The following is a 20,963-nucleotide window of genomic DNA, read 5'->3' as shown; positions in this document are numbered from 1 at the left end:
AAAGGAAGAACTCATGATCATCGAAAAGGCTGAGGTCATCGTGACCAGCCCCGACCGCAACTTCGTCACGTTGAAGCTGACGACCGACGAGGGCCACACCGGTCTCGGCGACGCGACCCTCAACGGGCGCGAACTCGCCGTCGTGGCCTACCTCACCGAGCACGTGGTGCCGTTGCTGATCGGAAGCGACGCGTCGAAGATCGAGGACACCTGGCAGTTCCTGTACCGCTCGGCGTACTGGCGCCGCGGACCCGTCACCATGGCCGCGTCGGCTGCGGTCGACATGGCGCTGTGGGACATCAAGGGCAAGGCCGCCGGGATGCCGGTGTACCAGCTCCTCGGCGGCGCGTCGCGTACCGGGCTGCTGGCGTATGGTCACGCGTCGGGCAAGGAGCTGCCTGAGCTGTTCGACAGTGTGCGGTCGCATCTGGAGCAGGGGTACAAGGCGATCCGCATCCAGACCGGTGTTCCGGGGCTGAAGGCGATCTACGGCATCGCGTCGCAGTCGTCCGACACCGGTGGCGGCGAGGCCCGGTACGACCACGAGCCGGCCCGCCGCGGCGCGAAGCCGGTGCAGGAGGACTGGGACACCCGCGCGTACCTGCGTCACCTGCCGGGCGTGTTCGAGGCGGTCCGCAACGAGTTCGGTCCCGAGATCCCGCTGCTGCACGACGGCCACCACCGCATGACCCCGATCCAGGCCGCGAAGCTCGGCAAGTCGCTGGAGCCGTACGACCTGTTCTGGCTCGAGGACTGCACCCCGGCCGAGAACCAGGAGGCCCTGCGTCTGGTGCGCCAGCACACCACGACGCCGCTCGCGATCGGCGAGATCTTCAACACGGCGTGGGACTTCAAGGACATCATCCGCGACCAGCTCATCGACTACGTCCGCGGCGCGGTCACCCACATGGGCGGCATCTCACCGCTCAAGAAGACCCTCGACTACGCGGCGATGTACCAGATCAAGTCGGGCATGCACGGACCCACCGACATCTCACCGGTCGGCATGGCCGCCGCGATGCACCTGGGCCTTTCCATCCACAACTTCGGCATCCAGGAGTACATGAAGCACGGGCAGAAGACCGACCAGGTCTTCGAGCAGTCCTTCACATGGAACGACGGTCTGCTGCACCCCGGTGACAAACCGGGCCTCGGTGTCGAGCTCAACGTCGACGAGGCAGGGAAGTACCCGTACGAGCAGGCCTACCTGCCCTACAACCGCCTCGCCGACGGCACCGTCCACGACTGGTGACCCGCGCATGGTGATTCACGAGGGGCGGGTGGATGCCTCCATCCGCCCTCGCATCGTCGTCATGGGCGTCTCAGCCTGCGGCAAGTCAACCGTTTCCGCGGCGCTCGCCACGAGGCTCGGACTCCCGTTCGTCGATGCAGACAAGCTGCATCCTGCGGCGAATGTGGAGAAGATGGCCTCGGGCATCCCGCTGGACGACGATGACCGACGACCGTGGCTGGCTGCAGTACGGGATGTGCTCGCCGGAAAGGATCGGCCGGTGGTCGCGTGCTCGGCCTTGAGGCGCGTCTATCGCGACATGCTCCGGCAGGCAGGGGATTCGGTGGTGTTCGTCCACCTCACGGGATCCTTCGAGCTGCTCGCAGCGCGCGCCGGCGACCGTGTCGGGCACTTCATGCCTCCACAGCTGCTTCGGTCGCAGTTCGACGCGCTCGAACCGCTGGGGTCCGAGGAGCATGGTGTGAGCATCGACGTCGGCCGGTCGATCGATGACATCGTGAAGACTGCACAAGAATGGCTGTTAGCGCATCAGCGCGCCTGATTCGACGACAGGAGTGACAGTGGAGGAGCTGCCCCCCGAGCTTTCCGCACGCATCAAGCGACGTGGTGGTGCCGCGACGATCTATGACATCGCCGAGCTCGCGGGGGTGAACCCCTCGACCGTGTCTCGGGCCCTCAGCAAACCGGGGAGGGTCAGTGAGAGCACGGAGGCCAAGATACGTGCGGCAGCCTCGCAGTTGGACTTCCAGTTCAATCCGATGGCGCGAGCGCTACCGACTGGGCGCAGCCATACCCTCGGGCTGCTTGTCGCCGATATCACCAATCCCGTGGTGTTCGGGATCGTGCGCGGCGCGGAACGTGCGGCCTCGGAAGCGGGATACACCCTCGTGATCGCGGAATCGCAAGAATCCGGCGAAGCGGAGGCGCAGGCCATCTCTCGCCTGCTTCCGAGCGTCGATGGAATCATTCTCGCGACCACCCGCTTGGACGACCACAAGATCGCCCAGCTCGCTGCGCGTAAGCCGGTGGTCCTCATCAACCGCCACGTGGATGATGTCGCCGAGGTCCTTCCCGATGTGGAGACTGGCGTGAATGCCCTGATGGACCACATTGTCAGCCTGGGGCATTCGTCGATCGTCTACCTTGCAGGTCCGGATACGTCGTGGATCAGTCGCCGTCGCTTCGAGGCGATGCTCGACGCGGCCGAGCGGCTCGGTGTCGGGATCGTCGAGATCGGCCCCCATGGGCCGACGATCGAAGGTGGCCGCGAAGCCATCCGTCGAGTGATGGCTTCCCGGGCGACCGCGGTCATCGCGTTCAATGACCTCATGGCCATCGGCCTCATGCAGGCCGCGGCCGGTGCGGGCATTGACGTACCGGGACAGCTCAGTATCGCGGGATTCGATGACATCTTCGGCAGCGAGCTGATTGTGCCCGCCCTGACCACCGTGCAAGCCCAGCTCGAGCGCGCGGGGGAGCGGGCTGTCGAGAATGTCCTCGGCCAGCTCAGCCCCGACGTTGCGCCCGACGACGGAAGCCTCTTGGAGACGCGGCTGATCGTCCGCGGCAGCACGGGGCCGCTGCAACGCTCCTGAGCTGGGGTGCAGTTATTCGATTCGACCCCCACTCGCGTCGAAGAGCTCGGTGGGAGTGGGGCCAGGCAGCAGCGTGGCCCGGAGCGGGTGATGAGTGTCGTGCGCCCCGGCACGATCACGCGGGGGATCTCTCTTCGGTGTCGGCTCATCCGGCGCTCCTTGGTCGGTGCGCTGGGGTGGCGCCCGTCCAGCAGATCACGTATGGTCGCTCGTAACAACCGGTTGCCAATCGAGGGGAGCAAGGATGCTCGGGTGGGGAATCATCGGCACGGGAGACATCTCGGATCGAGTGGTGAGCGATCTCGTGTCCTCGTCGGACGCGACCGTGACCGCCGTATGGGGCAGGTCGACAGACCGCGCGCACGGCTTCGCGGGGCGGTACGGCATTCCCTTCGCCACCGCGACGCTCGACGAACTCTTCGCGCGTGCAGACGTCGAGGTCGTCTACATCGCGACCCCCGCTCACACGCACGCGGAGATCGCGATCGAGGCGCTCCAGGCGGGCAAGCACGTCCTGATCGAGAAGCCGGTCACCACCAGCGCGGCCGACGCGCGGCGGGTGTACGCCGAGGCGGCGCGAGCGGGACGATTCGCCATGGAGGCAATGTGGATGAGGTTCAACCCGCTCCACGTCGAGGTGCTCGATCGAATCCGCGACGGTCTCCTGGGTGAGATCACGAGCGTTCGCGCAAGTTTCGGCACACCGTTTCAGCCGCGGGAACGGGTTCTCTCACCGGCCCAAGGTGGCAGCATTCTGCGTGACCGCGGCATCTATCCGGTCACACTCGCCCACTGGTTCCTCGGCGATCCGCTCTCGCTCATGGCGGCCGGCGCCTTCGAGGACGGCGTCGATATCGAGGGGCACGCCACGTTCGAGTTTGCCGAGGCCTTCGCGCATCTCGCGTGGTCGGGCGTGCGCTTCCTCGATCTCAGTGCGACGGTCAGCGGCGAGCGGGGATGGATCACTCTCGATCCCATGTTCTGGGCGGGGACCAGGGCCCGGGTCCATGCAGGGGGCGTCGAGCGGATCTTCGGATCGCCGGAGCTCGTCGAGCATCCGCGCGTCGGCAACGGCTACGGTCCGATGCTCAAGGCGGTGACTGAAGCCATCGCGGGTGCACGACTCGAGCACGCCTGGCACACACACGCCGACTCGATAGCGATCACGACAACGCTCGATGCGGCAGACGAGACGATGCGGAATTCAGAGCTACTCAAAGTTCCGAGCATCAGTGCCGATTAGTTGCTGTTGGTGACGGTTCGCTTCTAGTTGATCCGTCATTGACCTGCCTACGATTGCCGTCGTCTCAGGCACAGGGATGGCATCGACTCCCCTGTTCGGCTGTGAGACTATCCCCGAAGGAGTGTGAACGCGATGGCGCGTAACCCGAAGCTGACAGCCAGCGAAGTCGACGGCGTGGCGTACCGACGTGCGCGCACCTGGGAGATCGCGTTCTCCCAGCTGAACAACGGCTCGTCGATGATCTTCTTTGTTCTGGTCGGCCTGATGAGCTATCTGCAGAACGCCGGCTACGGCATCGCGGTCGCGGTCGCCGGGATCATCCTGACCGTGACACGCGTGTTCGACGGCGTCATCGATCCGCTGCTTGCACTCATCATCGAGAAGGCGCGATTCCCGTTCGGCAAGATGCGTTTCTTCATGCTCGCGGGGTGGGTCATCCGCTCGTTCGCGATCCTCATGCTGTTCGTGTGGGGTTCCGACGCCGGCCTCGGTGTCTGGTTCTTCGTCGCTCTGTTCGCCGTCTACATCGTCGGGTCGTCGATGAACGACATCGCCGGACAGATGACGGGCCCGGTCCTAACGAACGACCCTCGGCAGCGTCCGACCGTGCAGGTGTGGTCTACCGTCTTCGCGTACCTCGTGCCGGCAGGGTTCTCGATCCTCTCGACGGTGGTGTTCCTGCCGCGCCACGGCAACGAGTTCACCGTGGGGATGCTCAGTGAGACGGCGCTCACCTTCGTGGCCTGCTCGTTCGTGTTTCAGATTCTGGCCTGCATCGGAGTGTCTCGGGTCGACAGGCCCGAGAGCTTCGCGCACATCGACGTCACGCGTGAGAAGGCCGCGGTCACGGTGCGCGACATGTGGAACGTGCTCGCGCACAACGGATCGTTCCAGCGCTACTTGATCAGCGGGGCATCCGACAAGCTCGCCCAGTCGGTGCGTTCGCAGGCCGTCATCGGCACTCTGATGTGGGGCATTCTGCTGGGCAACATGCAGCTGGGCACCGTCCTCAGCCTCATTGCCATCCTGCCGGGCATCGTGTTCGCGATCTTCGGAGCGCGCTTCATCGGCAAGCGTGGCTCGAAGGCGGCGACGGTGACCTGGACGTGGATCTGCCTGATCCTGGCCGTCGCGCTCGCTGCATTCTGCCTGCTGGTCGACATGCGCTCGGTGCTCGGCAGCCTGCCGCTTGCGATCGCGTTCTTCCTTTTCTACCTGCTGCTCAACGGGGCAACGATGATCGTCACTGTCGCGTCGGGTGCAATGCGCGCCGACATCATCGACTACGAACTCGACCGCTCGGGCAAGTTCCTGCCCGCCACGGTGACGGCCACATACAACGTCGTGGACCAGATCATCTCGTCCCTCGGATCGACGCTGGCGCTCGGTGCGGTCGCGCTGATCGGATTCAGCGTGGTCATGCCGCAGCCGACCGACAGCCCGACGCCTGAGATCCTGTACATGACGATGCTGCTGTTCTTCGGCCTGCCGATCCTGGGGTGGATCTGCACGCTGATCGCGATGCACGGGTACAAGCTCGACCGCGTTGAGATGATCGAGGTGCAGAAGCGGGTCGCGAGCCGCAAGGCCGAACTGCAGGTGGATGCTCCGGCTGAGGTGATCGTTTGAGGACGGAGGCTCGGTCCGCCTCGGTCATCTCGCGTGCAGATCGCGATAGGCGGTCGGCGTCATGCCGTACTCGGCGCGGAACACCTTGACGAAGTAGTTCGCGTCGTCGTAGCCGACGAACATCGCGATGTCGCGTACGCTCCGCGTGGTCGTGGCGAGCAGCCGTGCCGCCCGCTCGGCCCGCCGCTGGGCGACGTACCCGGCGAGGGTGGTGCCGGTCGCTTCCTTGAAGCGTCGCGCGAGTGTCGAGGTCGACACCCCCAGGCGCTCGGCGAGCTCGGCGGTCGACGGGTGGTCACTCAGGTGGAGATCGATCTCGTCGGTCACCCGCCGCACGAGCGGGGGATAGCCTCGCTGGCGGTGGCGCCGCACTGCCTCGCAGAAATCGGTGACCATCTGCGAGGTGAACCCCACCACCTGGCGGGGGTCGGAAGTGTGGCCCACTCGATGCAGCCGCTGGGCATACTCCTGCGAGATCGCATCGATCGTCACCGGCGGGAGGCCACCCTTCTGCGCAGAGACTCGTGCCATGATGCGGAGGATCGTCGCGCCGAGGAACGGCGTGGTGAGGTAGCCGCTGATCCGCGGCATCCCTGACAGCCCCTGCAGCGCGGCCAGTGCGCGGTCCGTCGCCCCATCGGCGACGGCATCAATGAAGTCCTGTTCGTGGCGATATCGCTCCTCGATCACCGCGAACGACCCCGACTGGGGCGCGTCTCCGTGGCCGGGCGTGATCGTTCCGCTCTCGGCCTTCACGTGCTGCAGAGCGCCGAGCGCGTCTTCGCCGCCGGCTGCACGCAGCAGGGCTGCGGCGCTGCGGTGAACGTATTCCGCATCGACGATCGCGTACCGGGTGCGGTACAGCTTGTAGAGCGCCAGGTAGGCGGTCGGGATGGCGAGCCGGCTCATCACCTCTTCGGCGGTGCCTGGGTACATCTGTGCGTGGGTGTACGGGCCGATGAGGAGCAGGCGGTCGTCCCACCGAGCGACGGCCACCGCCATGCCCAGGGGCTCTTCGATCTCATGGATGACCTGTGCCGGCATCGCTTCGACGAACCCGCGCAGGGCGGCGGCGGTGAAGGCGGGCTGAATCTGCGGATCGAGGCAGTGCGCGTGCTCAAACCCCGAAAGCGCGCCGGCGATGTCGGACGTGATCGTCACGGGTGCACTCAGCACCTGGCCGAGAGCCTCGATGATCGGGTCGAGGGCGTCCGTTCGTGTGCCCTTGGTCATGATCGTCTCTTTCGCCGGTTGGACATTCATGCGGCATGAGTGCTGTTGTTGCGTAGCGAGTTCTATCATCCAGCACGAAGGGACCCTAGCGTGAAAGGAGCCCGGCATCCGCGCCGGTGCGCTGTGCGCCGAAGGAGACCACACATGTCGCAGCCCGTCACCGCTTCCCCCCGTCGGGTCGACCCCATCCTCGACGAATGGGCGTTCGCTGCCGAGGCGCTGCCCACGGCGAGCTGGGACGAGGTGCGTGAGGCCGGATCGACGGTCTCGCTCCCGCACACGTGGAATGCCGTGGATGGGCAGGCAGGCGGCGATTATCGTCGCGGACGTTCGACGTACGCCCGGCGAGTGAGCGCCGAGTCGAATGCCGCCGAGACCTGGATCGAGTTCGCCGGGGTGAACTCTTCCGCCGAGGTGTTTGTGGGTGGCCACCTGCTCGCGCGTCACGACGGCGGGTACTCCACGTTCCGTGTCGACCTCACCGCGCACCTCGTCGATGGTGCCGCGACCGTCGTGGTCGTCGTCGACAACGCCGCGAACGAGACGGTATATCCGCAGCAGGCCGACTTCACATTCTACGGCGGCATCTACCGTGACGTCGTGCAGATCAGCGTCGCCGCCACCCACTTTGCGTTGGACCACCACGGCGGCCCCGGGCTGACTGTCACACCGATGCTCGCCGGAGACCGTGCCGAGATCGCTCTGGGAGCGACGGTCGTCGGCGCGGCCGCGGGTGCGGCATCCGTGCGCTTCCTCGTCGACGGCGAGGGTGCGGCCGTCGTCCCGGTCACCGCCGGTGAGGCGTCTGCTGAGGTGACGATCGCGCAGGTGCGCCGCTGGCACGGACTGCGCGACCCGCACCTTTACACCGCGCGCGCCGAGCTGCTCGACGGCGACACGGTCGTTGACGCGGTCGAACTGCGGTTCGGTTGCCGCGAGTTCGCAGTCGACCCGCAGCGCGGTTTCCTGCTCAACGGGGAGGAGTACGCGCTGCGCGGAGTCTCGCGTCATCAGGACTTCGAGGGCGTCGGCAACGCCATCACCGAAGAGATCAAGCAGACCGACCTCGCCCTCATTCGCGAGATCGGCGCCACCACGGTGCGCCTCGCGCACTACCAGCACGACCAGCGGTTCTTCGACCTGTGCGACGAGGTCGGCCTGGTGGTCTGGGCCGAGATCCCGCAGATCACGGTGTTCCTGCCGGGAGCGGTCGACAACGCGCGCGGCCAGCTCACCGAGCTGATCGTGCAGAATCGGCATCACGCCAGCATCGTCTGCTGGGGGCTGTCGAACGAGATCACGCTCGCCGGCGCCGGCGCCGATGTCGTAGCCGCGCACCGTGAGCTCAACGACCTCGCCCACAGTCTCGACCCCACACGCCTCACCGTAATGGCGAACCTGTTTCTGCTCGAGACCGACCACACGCTCGTCACCTTGCCCGACGTCATGTCGTACAACCTCTACTTCGGTTGGTACGTGGGCGAGTCGGCCGACAACGACAGCTGGCTCGACGACTTCCACGCAACGTTCCCCGAGATCGCGATCGGCCTGTCGGAGTACGGCGCCGACGCCAACGCGCAGTTTCAGTCAGCCGCCCCCGCGAAGGGCGACTACACCGAGAGCTATCAGGCGCTCTATCACGAGCACATGGTCGAGATGATCGAGGCGCGGCCGTGGCTGTGGGCCACCCACGTGTGGAATCTCGCCGACTTCGGCTCGGCCGGGCGTGACGAGGGTGGTATCTCCGGGCGCAACCAGAAGGGCCTGGTCTCGTTCGACCGGTCGCTGAAGAAGGACGCCTTCTACGTTTACAAGGCGGCGTGGGCGACCGAGCCGTTCGTCCACGTGGCCGGGCGGCGTCGTGCCGACCGCGCGGAGGAGGTGACCGAGGTCGTCGTGTACTCGAACCAGAGCGAGGTGACTCTCGTCGTCGACGGCGTGGAGCACGGCGTGGTCGCCGGCACACGCGCCTTCCGGTTCGAGGTGCCGCTGACCGGCGAGCACGAGATCACCGCGCGCGCCGGCGAGGCGATGGACACGATTGTCCTGCGCAAGGTGGATTCCGTTCCCGAGTCTTCCGTCATGTCGACGACAACCATCTCCAACTGGTTCGACGACGCGCCGCTGCCCACCCCTGACGGGTTCTTCTCGATCCGTGATTCCCTCGGCGACATCAAGAAGTCCGATGAGGGCGCGCGCGTGATCGCGTCGGTACTTGAAACCGTGTCGACGAGCCGCGGCGAGGTGGGGCGTGGAGTCGAGATTCCTGCTGCGATGCAGGCGATCGTCGACCGCATGAGTGTGGAGAAGCTGATCAAGCAGGCCGGCGGAGTGCCGATCGAACAGGTCGCCGCGCTGAACGCACAGCTTAACCTCATCGCGAAGTAGCGGACACCAGTGGCGGCGGCGTGCGCCGGCGCGCCTTGAGCCGAGCCCGATGCCGTGCCGGGGCTGCGGGCCGGACTCAGACGACTACACGTCTTGCAGATCGAGGGCGGAACAGGCCTTGTCCGCAACGGATGTCACCGCCCGCGCGGGCGCCGATGCGCACCTCTCCTACCGAGGAGAGAGGTGGTGTCGGGTGTCGGTCTCCATGCGGGTGATGAGTGCGGGGGATGGGTACAAGTACCTGCTCCGCACGGTGGCCGCTGCCGACGGTGAGCGGCCGCTCTCGACACCGCTGACGCGTTACTACGCCGAGGCCGGCACGCCACCGGGACGTTGGCTCGGCAGCGGACTGCCAGCGCTCGCCGACGGCAGAATCGAAGCGGGATCGCGGGTGTCCGAAGCACAACTCGAACTGCTCCTGGGCATGGGCCGCGACCCTGGGACGGGAGCGCCGCTGGGCCGCGCATACCCCGAGTACGCGGCATCCGCTTCAGAGCCTGACCGGCCGACTGCAGATGCCCCACCCCCGACCCGCCGCCGCGCCGTGGCAGGCTACGACTTCACCTTCTCGCTGCCGAAGTCCGCATCGGTCCTCTGGGCGGTCGCCGATGCGAACATGCAAGCCACGATCGCTGCCGCGCACCACAGGTCGATCGGCGACGTGCTCGCCTTCATGGAACGCGAGCTGGTGGCGACCCGTGCCGGAGAGGCGGGCCGCGACGGCGCAGTCGCGCAGGTCGAGGTAGCAGGGCTCATCGCCGCGGCCTTCGATCATTTCGACTCCCGCGCGGGCGATCCGCAACTGCACACGCACGTCGTGGTGAGCAACAAAGTGCGGACGGTCTTCGACGGCAAGTGGCGCTCGCTCGACGGCCGCCCACTACACGCGGCGACGGTTGCGTTATCCGAGCTGCACACCGCAGTGTTCGCTGACCACCTGACCCGTGCGCTCGGCGTGCAATGGGAACGGCGCGACCGCGAAGCGGACCGCAACCCTGTCTGGGCGATCGCCGCCGTACCCGAGCGGCTCGTCACCGACTTCTCTTCGCGCTCACGTCACATCGACATCGAGAAGGATCAGCTGATCGATGAATACGTTGCTACACACGGTCGCGTGCCCTCGAAGGTGACGATCATCCGCCTGCGCCTGCAGGCAACACTCGCCACGCGTCCCGAGAAGCAACTCCGTTCGCTCGCCGATCTCACCCACGAATGGCGGGCCCGGGCCACCCGGCTTCTCGGCCGCGACGCGACAGCCTGGGCGCGTGACGCGGTGTCCACCCACGACCCGGCGACCCCGTTGCGTGCGGAGGACGTGTCGCGCAGCATCCTGAATCAACTCGCGAAGCGAGTCGTCGAGGGCGCGAGCGAGCGCCGCTCGACGTGGACCCGCTGGAACCTCTACGCCGAAACCGCGCGACAGACGATGGGCTGGCGCTTCGCGGCGACCGAGGATCGCGAAGCGATCGTCGGGATGATTACGGATGCCGCGCAGCAGCGCTCCGTCAAGCTCACGCCTCCTGAGCTCGCGGTCTCGCCGGCCGAGTTCCGACGCGCGGACGGGACGAGCGTCTTCCGCCCGCGCCACGCAGATCGCTACTCGTCGATTGCGCTGCTGGACGCGGAGGAGCGACTGCTCGCCGCATCGCACGCGACCGACGCGCAGGTGGTCAACGCCGCAACGCTCGAGCATGCCGAACGCGCACGCCGCAATCACGGAATCGTCCTCGGCAACGACCAGCGCGCGGCGCTTCAGTCGATCGCAACGTCCGGGCGCTCGCTCGATGTGCTGGTCGGCCCCGCCGGTGCGGGGAAGACGACGGCGATGCATGCGCTCCGTCTCGCGTGGGAGCACGAGCACGGGCGCGGCTCCGTCATCGGGCTCGCCCCGTCCGCTGCGGCTGCGCGCGAACTTGCCGACGATCTCGGTATCGCCACCGAGAACACCGCCAAGTGGTTGCACGAGCATGGCCAGGGCCGCGCAGCTGTTCTTGCCGGGCAGCTCGTCATCATCGACAAGGCATCCCTCGCCGGCACGCTGACGCTCGATCGCATCTGCGCCATTGCGACACGCGAGGGCGCGAAGGTGCTCCTGGTGGGGGACTGGGCGCAGCTGCAGTCCGTCGAGGCCGGCGGTGCGTTCCGGATGCTGGTCGAAGCGCGCACTGACGCTCCCGAGCTCGCGGCTGTCCATCGGTTCCGGAACGCGTGGGAGAAGGAGGCATCCCTTGACCTTCGCAACGGGCGCCTGCAAGCTCTCGACGCCTACGGTGCGCACGAACGGATTGTCGGAGGCGATGCGGATGCGATGACGGATGCCGCCTACGGCGCGTGGCTCCGCGACATCGCGTCAGGCGCATCGTCCGTGCTCGTCGCCGAGACAGGCGAAGCAGTCGCGGCGCTGAACCGACGCGCGCGCGCCGAGCTGATCCTCTCGGGAGTGGTGGATGCCGCGGCCGAAGCCTCCTTGCGCGATGAGTCCGCAGCATCCACCGGCGACATCATCATCGCTCGTAAGAACGACCGCCGCCTGCGCTCCGGACCTGACTGGGTGCGCAACGGTTCGCGGTGGAGGGTCGTCGCGGTTCGCGGTGACGGGTCGCTGCGTGTGCGGAACACCGATCGCGCCGGATCCCGGCCGATCACGCTGCGCGCTGAGTATGTGGCTGAGCATGTCGACCTCGGTTACGCGGTGACCGCCTACCGTGCGCAGGGGATCACGACCGACACCGCGCACGCTGTCGTCGAGCCCGGGACGACGCGCGAGAACCTGTACGTCGCGATGACACGGGGGAGAGCGTCGAACATGGCGTACGTGGTCACGACTCGCCCCGACGACAATCATTCGGCTCGGCATCCCGGTGAGCGTCCGGATGCCACGGCCCGCGACATCCTCGCAGGCGTGCTCGGTCACGTCGGTGCCGAGCTGTCGGCACACGAGACGATCGCGGCCGAGCAGGAGAGCTGGGGATCGATCGCGCAGCTCGCCGCCGAGTACGACACGATCGCGGCATCCGCCCAGCGGCGACGGTGGACGAGGCTCATCCGGTCGTGCGGGCTGCTTGCTGATGTGGCCGGGGCGGCGATCGAGTCGGATGCCTTCGGTGCCCTGGCCGCGGGTCTTCGCCGCGCCGAGGCGCTCGGTCACAGTGTCGAGACGCTTCTCCTGCGGATCGTCGCCGCACGTGGATTCGAAGATGCTCAGGATGCTGCGGCCGTGCTCCACGAGCGTCTCGAGCGAGTCCTCGCTCGGCCGTCGAGCGGCAGCTCACGGGGGAGTGGGAACCGGTTGATCGCCGGCCTGATCCCGGAGGCGATGGGGGAGATGGATGCCGAGATGCGGCGTGCCCTCGACGAACGCGCGCAGTTGATGGAGGCGCGCGCCGCCGCGTTCGTTGAAGCGGCGCTGGTGTCGAAAGCGAACTGGATCGCGTCGCTCGGGCGCGTTCCCGTCGATCCGGCTCGCATGGGCGCATGGCGGCACCAAGCCCGCGTTGTGGCGGCCTATCGTGACCGATACGGCGTTTTCGATGATGACGCGCTCGGCGCTCCCGCAACCTCGCCGAACCAGCGAATGGATGCCGCGGCCGCAGCCATGGCGCGGGATCGGGCGCTCTGGCTGTCGAAGGCCGATACTCCTACACAGCCACAGCGGGCGCCTTCGCGCACGCGCGCCATTCACAGCCTGTAGTGGATGGTCCTATCGACCCCGAAAGGCCGGGCGTAGCCTGAGCGCAACCGTAAGCCCCGCATGTGGAGGAGGGCCTGGCTGATGTTCCAACTACTGATCACGTTCGTGAGCGGCGTCTACACGCTCTTCCAGCGGACCATGCCCACGAACATCCTGATCCGCGCCACGCACACCCGTCGCGGCCTCAAGTGGGGCGTAACCGCAATGCTGCTTGCTGTCGTCTACTTCGTAGTCGCTGCGGCGCTTGCACAGTGGGTCGCCGACGGCGGCCCCGGCTGGATCAATCTCATCGTGCTCGTCTGCATATGGAACGCCCTCAAGTTCTTGGTGAACGGTCCGGTCACGCTGGTACGGCTGGTGCGCGTGCGGGTGGCTGAGCGGCGCTACCGCGCCGCGGGAGTGGCATCGAACGAGGAGTTGTCCGTCAGCTGAGACCACGCACCGACACGATGGCGTCGGCCCGCAGTGAGGTTTCGGTAGCCGTCCGCTCAACGTTCATGTGATTGCACGGGTCAAACTGGCGGACTCCGCCGATACCGGCGGGGAGCAGCAGGTGAGCTTGCTTCCGCGCGCGCGAGGACCGGCTTGCGCGCGAGGACCGAGGCTGACGGACAGCGCTCGACGCTCGCCCGCAGTCGAGAGCACTGGCTAGAGGCCGTCGCAACGCATAGCCGCGCCTGCGCTCGCCGGGCTCAGGCGTCGAGGGTTTGCTGTCGAGGTCGACGGGCTGTGGTCGAGAGCGCAAGGCGATAGGGCTTCATGATCCCCAGCGGCTTCCACATCGCGCCCACGAGGCGTTCGACAGCGGCGTCGTAGTGGTCCTCGTCGTCGTCAGCCATCGCGGAAATCGCCGCCGACAGGTGTACGGCGACGTCGCTCGGGCCGACGAGCACCAAGAGCGTCGTCACCTCGACGCGCTCCAGTTCCAACGCGCGCATAGCGCGGAACTTCTCGCCGCGAAGGTCATCCTCGCCAAGCCGGTGACGGATGCGCTCCCGCATCTCGTCCCGTTCAGCCTCGGGCGAATCCGCCATGTCCCGCGCGATGAACTCCTCGATCACGTCGTCCACCGGATCAAAGCCGAGCCCACGCATGTGCTCGATGAGGCGGAGCGCCCGCTGGTACGCGTCGAACCGCTGTTCACGAATCCATCTGCGGTGCTCGCGCCGCCCCTGGATCCATGCGCCCAGGAGCCCGCCGCCCAACGCGAGGAGCCCGCCGACGACAACAGGCACGAGCGCATCCATGGCGCGAGCCTAACCTTCTACGGCGCCCGCCTCACTCACCCTCGCCTGCCCTCGCCCCACGAACCCCGGCGTCTCGGTTGGCGCGAACATGGCGCTGCTGGTGCTGATCGGTGCCTTGCAGAGCGCGGCGCAAATCATCCGCCACCACAACGAGCGCGCTGTCGCAGGCGAAGTGGCGGGCACGGTCACGGGTGCGGAATCAACTCGGACGGCGGCAGGATTGCCGTCCGGCTCGAGCGGTATACACAGCTCCCATCGCGGAATCAGTCGGCGCTGATGGGAGAACGCGAAACACTCAGCGCAAATCCTCGCGCGGCCATGATCAGCGGTCTCGCACACACACAGGGCGACACACAGCGCGGTAGCCGCCTGGGGTGGAGTCCGAGTGTCCGCATCCCCCCTTATAGTGGCCAGCGCCATCTGATTTAGAACGGAGGCCCGCGTGCTGACATCACGGGAAGCGGCCTCGGCCATTATTGTCGCCGGCCTTATTCTCGTCGTGATCGTGGTGCCGAAGTTCAGGCGCCATATGGCTCCGTCAACCCGGGCAGTGCTGAAGGCGGCGTTCGCGCCGCGTCTCGTCTGGGTGTACGTGATCGTTGTTGCGGCATCAGCGGTCTCGACGTGGATCGCCGGGCGCATTGGCTTGTGGGACGTGACGCTACTGAAGGATGCGGTGCTTCTGACAGCAGCGGTCACGCTGCCAATGACGTTCCGCGCAATGTCCTTCAAATCAGGCAGTGAGCTGGCGCACAAGCTCGTTCGCGATACTTTGACGCTCGCGGCGGTGATCACGGTCTACCTCGACGCAGCACCCCTGCCGCTCGTCTGGGAGACTCTGTATCAGGTCGTGGCGGCGTTTCTCGTGATGTTCGCGGCCTTCGCCGCGACAAGGCCCGAGTGGGTGCCCGTCAAGCGCTTCTGCGAGGCCGTCCTACTGCTGATGGGTGCGTTCCTCCTGATTTGGACGACTCTCTCGCTCATGCAGACGCCCCCGGACTGGTCCAAGTTCTTCCAGTCCCTGTTCTTCAACTTCTGGCTGCCGATATCGCTGCTGCCGTTCTTCTATGTGTTCGGCTTTTACGCCGTCACTGACAAGGTGAGGGCGCGCTTTCGCGCGATTGGGAAGCCCTTCACGGCGCAGCTCATGCTGGCTTTCTTGATCGGCACGCGCCTCAGGCTCAGCCTGCTGACGCAGTTCGGACCGAGGTACAACTCGGTTGCCGGTGCTTCAGGGTTCCGCGATGGACTTCGGCGGATGAGGGAGTTCCGCTCAGATATTGCCCGACGCGATGTTGAAGAGGCGGCGCGCTTGCGCTCGCTCTCAAGCAACGCGGGTGCGTCAGGAGTCAACGGCGACGGGCTGCACATCGACCGCCGCGAGTTTGACGTGACGAAGAAACGTCTCGACTGGATATGGACATGCCAGAACGGCCAGTATGACCGGCAAGGTGGACGGTACTGGGACCATCTGACCGACTGGATAGTCGACGCAGACAAACATGGACTACCGGCCGATCACGGATTCGTCGTGCAGGTTGCTGACGACGCTCAAGTCTGGAGAGCATGGCGTCGCACGCCGAGTGGGGCAGTGCTGGCGGTCGGCGGTCGAGAACCTTCCAGTCGATACTACTTCCAAGGCGACGATGTACCAACCGCCTGGCCCGGAGTCGGCAACGGTTGGATCGATGCTGCTCGATCGTCGTGGCCTCCAGACTGGAACCACAACGACGGGACACGGCTATGACGGCGCGGGTTGCCCAGGGTGACGACCAACTGAGCCAGGCGACTTTGCCTCTCTTCACCTGGCTGCCCGAATGAGGATCGCCCGCCTAGCTTTTCGCGTCGGACGGCGTCGGGTTGCCGCGAATTCCTACCTCAATGCCGTGCTCCAGGATGAAGCGCTCGGGGATGTAGTTCTCCGGATCGTGGATCCAGCGGCCGATCTCAATGGGAACCGTCATCCTCAGCCGAACGGCGTCCGACTGTCGGAGGAATGCCAATGGTCGATGTCCTGGGTCGGATACGAATCCGCGTCGAGAATGCGGTCGATTGTGTCGGTTAGCCATTTCAGCAGGACGTCGGTGTTCGGTTCTTGAACCTCGTTCGCCACGCCCAAGACGTCGTGAGTGTAATGAGGCATGTTCCAGTTCTTGCCGCTCCAGATATCCTTCCGACGGCTGTCGTAGTAGCCCTGCACGGCCTCGCCAAACCGGCGTCGCTCGGCTCTACGGGTTAGTTCGATCGCCTGTGCGGCAAGAGCATTCGCCGACGCGGTGAGTCGATTCGCCGACCACGAGACGCGAAGTGCGATGAGCGCGAGGACGACCGAAACCCCGATGCCTACCATGCCAATCACGTCGGGCGACGCAACGGCACTAGCGATCTCTCTCAGCAGGCAATTCATCTCGCCAAAAGCCGGCGATTGTCACACGTCACATCCGCACACTACGGGTCTCTGAGCGGAACCGGCCGCCGGACACGTTGCGCGCGGGGTCCTCGTATACAGGCGTGGCATGCACGCGATCGCCCCTCAACGCTCGGCGCGCCATTGAGGGTGCCGCCGGGCCGGCCGCGAGCCACTGTTGATCAGGGAAGGATGGATCGCCCCACTCGGTGCTTCCTCAGCGCTTCAGCGGATGGCCACGTTCCTAGCCCCGGGAAGTATCGGCCGGTCTCCTGGGTGACGTCCCGCTGAGTGGTGGAGTTTCTCAACACCGTGCGAGATCAGCTTCTGTGATTATGCTGCAGCGAGTTCGGGGATCGCGACCTCCTTCTCGGTGGTGTTGAGGAGCTTCATGGAGTGCTCGCTGAAGTAGCGTCGGTCGGCGCCGTCCCATTCGTCGTGTTGCTCGATGAGGACGTGCCCGGCCAGGCGCAGCAACGCGGCGGGGTTGGGGAAGGTGCCGACGACGTCGGTGCGCCGTTTGATTTCCTTGTTCACCCGCTCCAGGGGATTCGTGGACCAGATCTGCCGCCAGTGCTGCTGCGGGAACCCGCAGAACGCGAGGATGTCGTCCTTCGCGTCCTCGAGCATGTCCGCGATCTTCGGGTGCGACCGTGTCAGCATGCGCACGACCTCGTGGAACTGCGCGAACACGTGCTCGGTGTCGGGTTGAGCGAAGATCGTGCGGATGATCGACGCGACCATCGGCCCCGCGGTCTTCGGGACCGAGGTGAGCACGTTGCGCATGAAGTGAACTCGGCATCTCTGCCAACTGGAGCCTTGGAAGACGGTGTCGATCGCGGCGATCAGACCGGTGTGCGCGTCCGAGATGACCAGCTTCACCCCGTCCAGCCCGCGGGCCTTCAACGACCGCAGGAACGTGGTCCAGAACGGCTGCGACTCGGTCTCCCCGACCTCGAACCCGAGCACTTCCCGCCGCCCGTCCGCCGCGATACCCACGGCGACGACCACGGCCTGAGAGACGACCCGCCGGCCGACCCGTGCTTTGCAGTAGGTCGCGTCGAGGAACACATACGGGTAGGTGGTGTCCGCGAGGGGCCGGTCGCGGAACGCAGCGACGTCCTCATCGAGGTTCGCGCAGATCCGAGACACCTCGGACTTGCTGATCCCGGTGTCAGCGCCGAGCGCTTTGACCAGGTCGTCGACCTTCCGGGTCGAGACGCCGTGGACGTAGGCCTCCATCACGACCGCGAACAGTGCCTGATCGACCCGGCGGCGCCGTTCCAACAGCGACGGGAAGAACGAGCCCTGCCGCAGTTTCGGGATCCGCAGATCCAGCTCCCCGGCGGTCGTGGTCAGCGTCCGCCGGCGGGTGCCGTTGCGTTGCGTGGTGCGATCCGGGGTGCGTTCAAACGGGGCGGCGCCGATGAACGCGGCCGCTTCCGCGTCGATCAACTCCTGGTAGAGCGTTTCGGTCGCGACCCGGATCCGGTCGGTGACGTCGGTGAGTTTCAGTTCCCCGAGGAGCTCGAGGAGGGCAGACTGGTCAAGAGCCATCGTGCGTCGTGTCTTTCTGTGAGTAGCTTTAGTCGGTTCTCACTGACCATCGCACGATGGCTCACCACGTCAACGACGTGACACCCAGCACCGGAAACTACACCACCCCAGGGGACGCCACCGTCTCCTGCAGCCACCGGTCGTAACTAGGGATCCGAACTTTGCCGGCGCGTCGCGTTGACGACTCTTCGCGCCAATAGCCGACACCGGCGAGTACGAGGCTGAAATAGTCGGCGGCGAAGTCAATCCAAACGCGGTCGGGGTTGAAGAACTCGGGACAGTCGTCGACCGAGATTCTGTCAGCATGGCCGAGACCATTAGCTTCGCCTAGCGCTGCCCGCAAACTGCTTTCTAGGTGCGCCCACTGCCGCGGCATCGCGGAGCGCTCAGCCTGCACGGTCGTCATGCAATTGACGACGGTCGTCGCCCACGTCGCGGCGTCCGTGGCGATGTCCCACTGCTGCAACAGCCGACTGATCGGTAGCAGCGATTGGATTAGTGCCGTCCCGCCGGCATGGCGGCGGCTCCAGCGAAGCTGCGACTCCGTCATCCTTCCTGAAACGAGCGCAGCCGAGAGGGATCCCGCTGCGGATACGACGTCTGTCATCGTGACCTCCCGAGCGAATCCTGCATGCGACTTCCGACATCCGTGTCGCGCCAGAGCAGCATGGCGTGGGGCGACTTCGAATCGGCACCGCTCGCGAAGGCGCCACCAAGGTGCAAGGCCCGATGGAGGATCGCCCCCGCGGGGCAGTCAGCCGTCGGCGAGGCCGTCGATGAACGTCCGAAGCTCGAAAGTGAGCGCTTCCGCGGATTGGCCGGTGGCCGACTGAAGACGCTCCATTAGCCACTGAAGCGTCGCTCCCGACGCCAGCAGAATACGGGTGAAGTCGAGTGTGAGCTCGCCGTCGTCCATCGTCGCAATTAGCGCATCGCCCTCATTCAGCGCCGCCATTGAGGTATCGAAGGCGGCGCGTTGCTCCGCCTCGTCGTCGCTCGCGGCGAAGCCGGCGTAGAAGTCGACTAGTGTCTGGGCGGTTCGTCGAGTCTCGGCATCCATGTGCCCATCCTTGTGTGCGGTGAACCAGGGCGCACGCACTGCCCCCGCGAGCGCGCCATGCCCGTATGAGGATGAGCTCACGCTCGCTCGAAGGTGCCGTATCGTGCGCACGCTGTTTACCAGGGTCATTCCCCGTTTGGGCAAGGGCGTGCACGTCACGCCACCTGAACGAGCGGCGCCGTCGGCCCTGCCCAATACCCTGATCGCATGCTGAACACGCCGCTGCACCAGCTGCTGGGTCTTCCTCCGGGGAATCTCGCCGAACAGATGATCGACGTCGCTATCGCCCAGGGCCTCGTGGAGTCTGATCGATTGGACTGGAAGAAACATCTCCCGGTCGAGAAGGACTTCAAGTCCTCCGGGATCGTGAAGGACATCGCCGCGTTCGCGAACGCTGGCGGCGGCATGCTCGTTTTCGGCGTGGATGAGACCCAGAAGGCTGCATCCGCCCGCGTGGACGCCGGTGAACTCACCGAGAGCTACGAGCGGACGATCCAGGCCGTCTCATACAGCGCGATCCAGCCACCAGTGCTGGGAGTGCGCTCGTACAGAATCGACGTCGCTGGTTCGGACAGGCTCGCTGCGATCGTGGTGCCTGCGAGCGTCGACGGGCCGCACATGATTTTTGATGGCAACAAGCAGAGCTTCAGCGCGCCGCTTCGTGTGAACGCGGACACGCAATGGATGAACGAGCGTCTCATCGAGGCCGCCTACCGCACGCGCTTCGAAGCGGGCCGCCGAAACCGAGAGCTCCTCGAAGCGCTTTTCGAGGACATGGCTACTTCCCATGAGCCGCGGGAGAACGCGGTTCTGGTGGGTGTCGCCAGACCTCGCGTTCCGAAGAGCGCACCCAGGCAACTTGAACAGCGGGCCGACATCGCAGTGTTCGTCGGTCAAGCGCAGAGCAACGCCTGGCATTGGCTGTGTCAAAGCGACTACCACGCGCTCACGGATGTGGAGCAGTATGCGGCCCGCCCGGCTCTCCGGGGCTGGATCGTGCCGCCGAAGGACCCCAAGTCGTGGCGACGTGCACACGCGGCGATCTTCAATGACGGTGCAGTCGGACTCGCCTGGGAGGGCGGCAACCATCGCTACGGCGACGGCACGCACCTCCCTCCAAACCATTTGCCCGCAGATGCACTCGAGGGATTTGTCGCCGCCCTGCTCGCTCTAATCCGAGCCGTAGCTGAGAACGATCCCAGCGGCGATGTCGAGCTGCTGATCGGCATCGATTGGCGGCCGTCTGACTACACGCCTGCCGGCGACGAGCGACTCGTCTTTGAACCACACAAGGATCCGCTCCGCGGCGGCAGTTCCACGACCACTCTCGGTGAAAGCTATCGCCCGGTCTATCGGGTTATCGATCCACTGGTCGAGGAGAAGGAGTTCATCCGCATCGTCATCGATGTGGCAACCGACTGCCTCAACCAGGCTGGCATCCGGCATCTCGCGAGGCTGACCACGGATCTTCCTCGTCGTCGATAGCTGACCACCTCAGCCTGTCGGTGCGCTTTCGGCGACACGTCGCGGGTAGAGGTCATTGATCACCGCGTACGCAGGCGGATGATCGCGCGCTTGTCGTCGTTGAGCACCCGCGGACGTCTGCCGCCCCGTTCGCGAGCCCTTGGGCGCCCTTCCGCCGCGCGAAGCATCGCTGAGAA

At 65.9% G+C, this 20,963-nt stretch carries 17 protein-coding genes; 10 read left to right on the top strand and 7 right to left on the bottom strand.

Annotated elements, in window-relative coordinates:
* Positions 1-13: 13 nt before the first annotated feature.
* From manD to H7694_RS11205, 5 genes are all read left to right on the top strand, one after another.
* Positions 14-1,252, top strand: a complete 1,239-nt coding sequence (gene manD, locus H7694_RS11225) for a D-mannonate dehydratase ManD (RefSeq protein ID WP_193596593.1) — start codon at positions 14-16, stop codon at positions 1,250-1,252.
* A gap of 7 nt (positions 1,253-1,259) precedes the next feature.
* Entirely contained in the window at positions 1,260-1,793 is a 534-nt protein-coding gene (locus tag H7694_RS11220) for a gluconokinase (RefSeq protein ID WP_193596592.1), read from the top strand.
* A 19-nt stretch (positions 1,794-1,812) separates the two neighbouring features.
* Positions 1,813-2,847, top strand: coding sequence for a LacI family DNA-binding transcriptional regulator (locus tag H7694_RS11215; protein ID WP_227468076.1), 1,035 nt, complete (start codon positions 1,813-1,815; stop codon positions 2,845-2,847).
* Positions 2,848-3,091: 244 nt separating this feature from the next.
* Entirely contained in the window at positions 3,092-4,090 is a 999-nt protein-coding gene (locus H7694_RS11210) for a Gfo/Idh/MocA family protein (RefSeq protein ID WP_227468391.1), read from the top strand.
* A gap of 132 nt (positions 4,091-4,222) precedes the next feature.
* Entirely contained in the window at positions 4,223-5,719 is a 1,497-nt protein-coding gene (locus H7694_RS11205) for an MFS transporter (RefSeq protein ID WP_193596589.1), read from the top strand.
* A gap of 24 nt (positions 5,720-5,743) precedes the next feature.
* On the opposite strand, the gene H7694_RS11200 is transcribed toward H7694_RS11205, so the two are convergent.
* Positions 5,744-7,021: a helix-turn-helix transcriptional regulator gene (locus H7694_RS11200; RefSeq protein ID WP_193596588.1), complete on the bottom strand. Its 1,278-nt coding sequence runs from the start codon at positions 7,019-7,021 to the stop codon at positions 5,744-5,746.
* A 75-nt stretch (positions 7,022-7,096) separates the two neighbouring features.
* On the opposite strand from H7694_RS11200, the gene H7694_RS11195 reads away from it, so the two are divergent.
* From H7694_RS11195 to H7694_RS11185, 3 genes are all read left to right on the top strand, one after another.
* Positions 7,097-9,340, top strand: coding sequence for a glycoside hydrolase family 2 protein (locus H7694_RS11195; RefSeq protein WP_193596587.1), 2,244 nt, complete (start codon positions 7,097-7,099; stop codon positions 9,338-9,340).
* Positions 9,341-9,545: 205 nt separating this feature from the next.
* Positions 9,546-13,031: a MobF family relaxase gene (gene mobF, locus H7694_RS11190; protein ID WP_193599184.1), complete on the top strand. Its 3,486-nt coding sequence runs from the start codon at positions 9,546-9,548 to the stop codon at positions 13,029-13,031.
* Positions 13,032-13,112: 81 nt separating this feature from the next.
* On the top strand, positions 13,113-13,463 hold the full coding sequence (locus tag H7694_RS11185) for a sulfate permease (RefSeq protein WP_193596586.1): 351 nt from the start codon (positions 13,113-13,115) through the stop codon (positions 13,461-13,463).
* A gap of 260 nt (positions 13,464-13,723) precedes the next feature.
* On the opposite strand, the gene H7694_RS11180 is transcribed toward H7694_RS11185, so the two are convergent.
* Complete coding sequence (locus H7694_RS11180) at positions 13,724-14,278, bottom strand: hypothetical protein (RefSeq protein ID WP_193596585.1); 555 nt, start codon at positions 14,276-14,278, stop codon at positions 13,724-13,726.
* 442 nt (positions 14,279-14,720) lie between these two features.
* Here H7694_RS11180 and H7694_RS11175 point away from each other — a divergent pair, with 442 nt between their 5' ends.
* The gene (locus tag H7694_RS11175) at positions 14,721-16,025 is read left to right on the top strand and encodes a hypothetical protein (protein WP_193596584.1); all 1,305 of its coding nucleotides are present in this window, start codon (positions 14,721-14,723) and stop codon (positions 16,023-16,025) included.
* Positions 16,026-16,110: 85 nt separating this feature from the next.
* Here H7694_RS11175 and H7694_RS17800 read toward each other — a convergent pair whose 3' ends face one another.
* The 5 genes from H7694_RS17800 to H7694_RS11155 all read right to left on the bottom strand — a co-directional run bounded on the left by H7694_RS17800 (position 16,111) and on the right by H7694_RS11155 (position 19,302).
* Complete coding sequence (locus tag H7694_RS17800) at positions 16,111-16,242, bottom strand: hypothetical protein (protein WP_264674904.1); 132 nt, start codon at positions 16,240-16,242, stop codon at positions 16,111-16,113.
* A 2-nt stretch (positions 16,243-16,244) separates the two neighbouring features.
* Entirely contained in the window at positions 16,245-16,628 is a 384-nt protein-coding gene (locus H7694_RS11170) for a hypothetical protein (protein ID WP_193596583.1), read from the bottom strand.
* 390 nt (positions 16,629-17,018) lie between these two features.
* Positions 17,019-18,242 (bottom strand): IS256 family transposase, encoded by a 1,224-nt coding sequence (locus H7694_RS11165; protein ID WP_193596582.1) that lies wholly within the window; start codon positions 18,240-18,242, stop codon positions 17,019-17,021.
* 97 nt (positions 18,243-18,339) lie between these two features.
* On the bottom strand, positions 18,340-18,849 hold the full coding sequence (locus H7694_RS11160; protein WP_193596581.1) for a hypothetical protein: 510 nt from the start codon (positions 18,847-18,849) through the stop codon (positions 18,340-18,342).
* Positions 18,850-18,996: 147 nt separating this feature from the next.
* Positions 18,997-19,302, bottom strand: coding sequence for a hypothetical protein (locus tag H7694_RS11155; RefSeq protein ID WP_193596580.1), 306 nt, complete (start codon positions 19,300-19,302; stop codon positions 18,997-18,999).
* A gap of 207 nt (positions 19,303-19,509) precedes the next feature.
* Between H7694_RS11155 and H7694_RS11150 the strand changes: the two genes are divergently transcribed.
* Positions 19,510-20,787 carry a helix-turn-helix domain-containing protein gene (locus H7694_RS11150; protein ID WP_193596579.1) on the top strand — a complete coding sequence of 426 codons (1,278 nt, stop codon included), beginning with the start codon at positions 19,510-19,512 and terminating at the stop codon, positions 20,785-20,787.
* The last annotated feature ends 176 nt before the right edge of the window (positions 20,788-20,963 follow it).

Source organism: Microbacterium sp. YJN-G (genome assembly GCF_015040615.1).
Taxonomy (GTDB): Bacteria; Actinomycetota; Actinomycetes; order Actinomycetales; family Microbacteriaceae; genus Microbacterium.
This window is presented reverse-complemented; position numbering and strand designations above follow the sequence as displayed.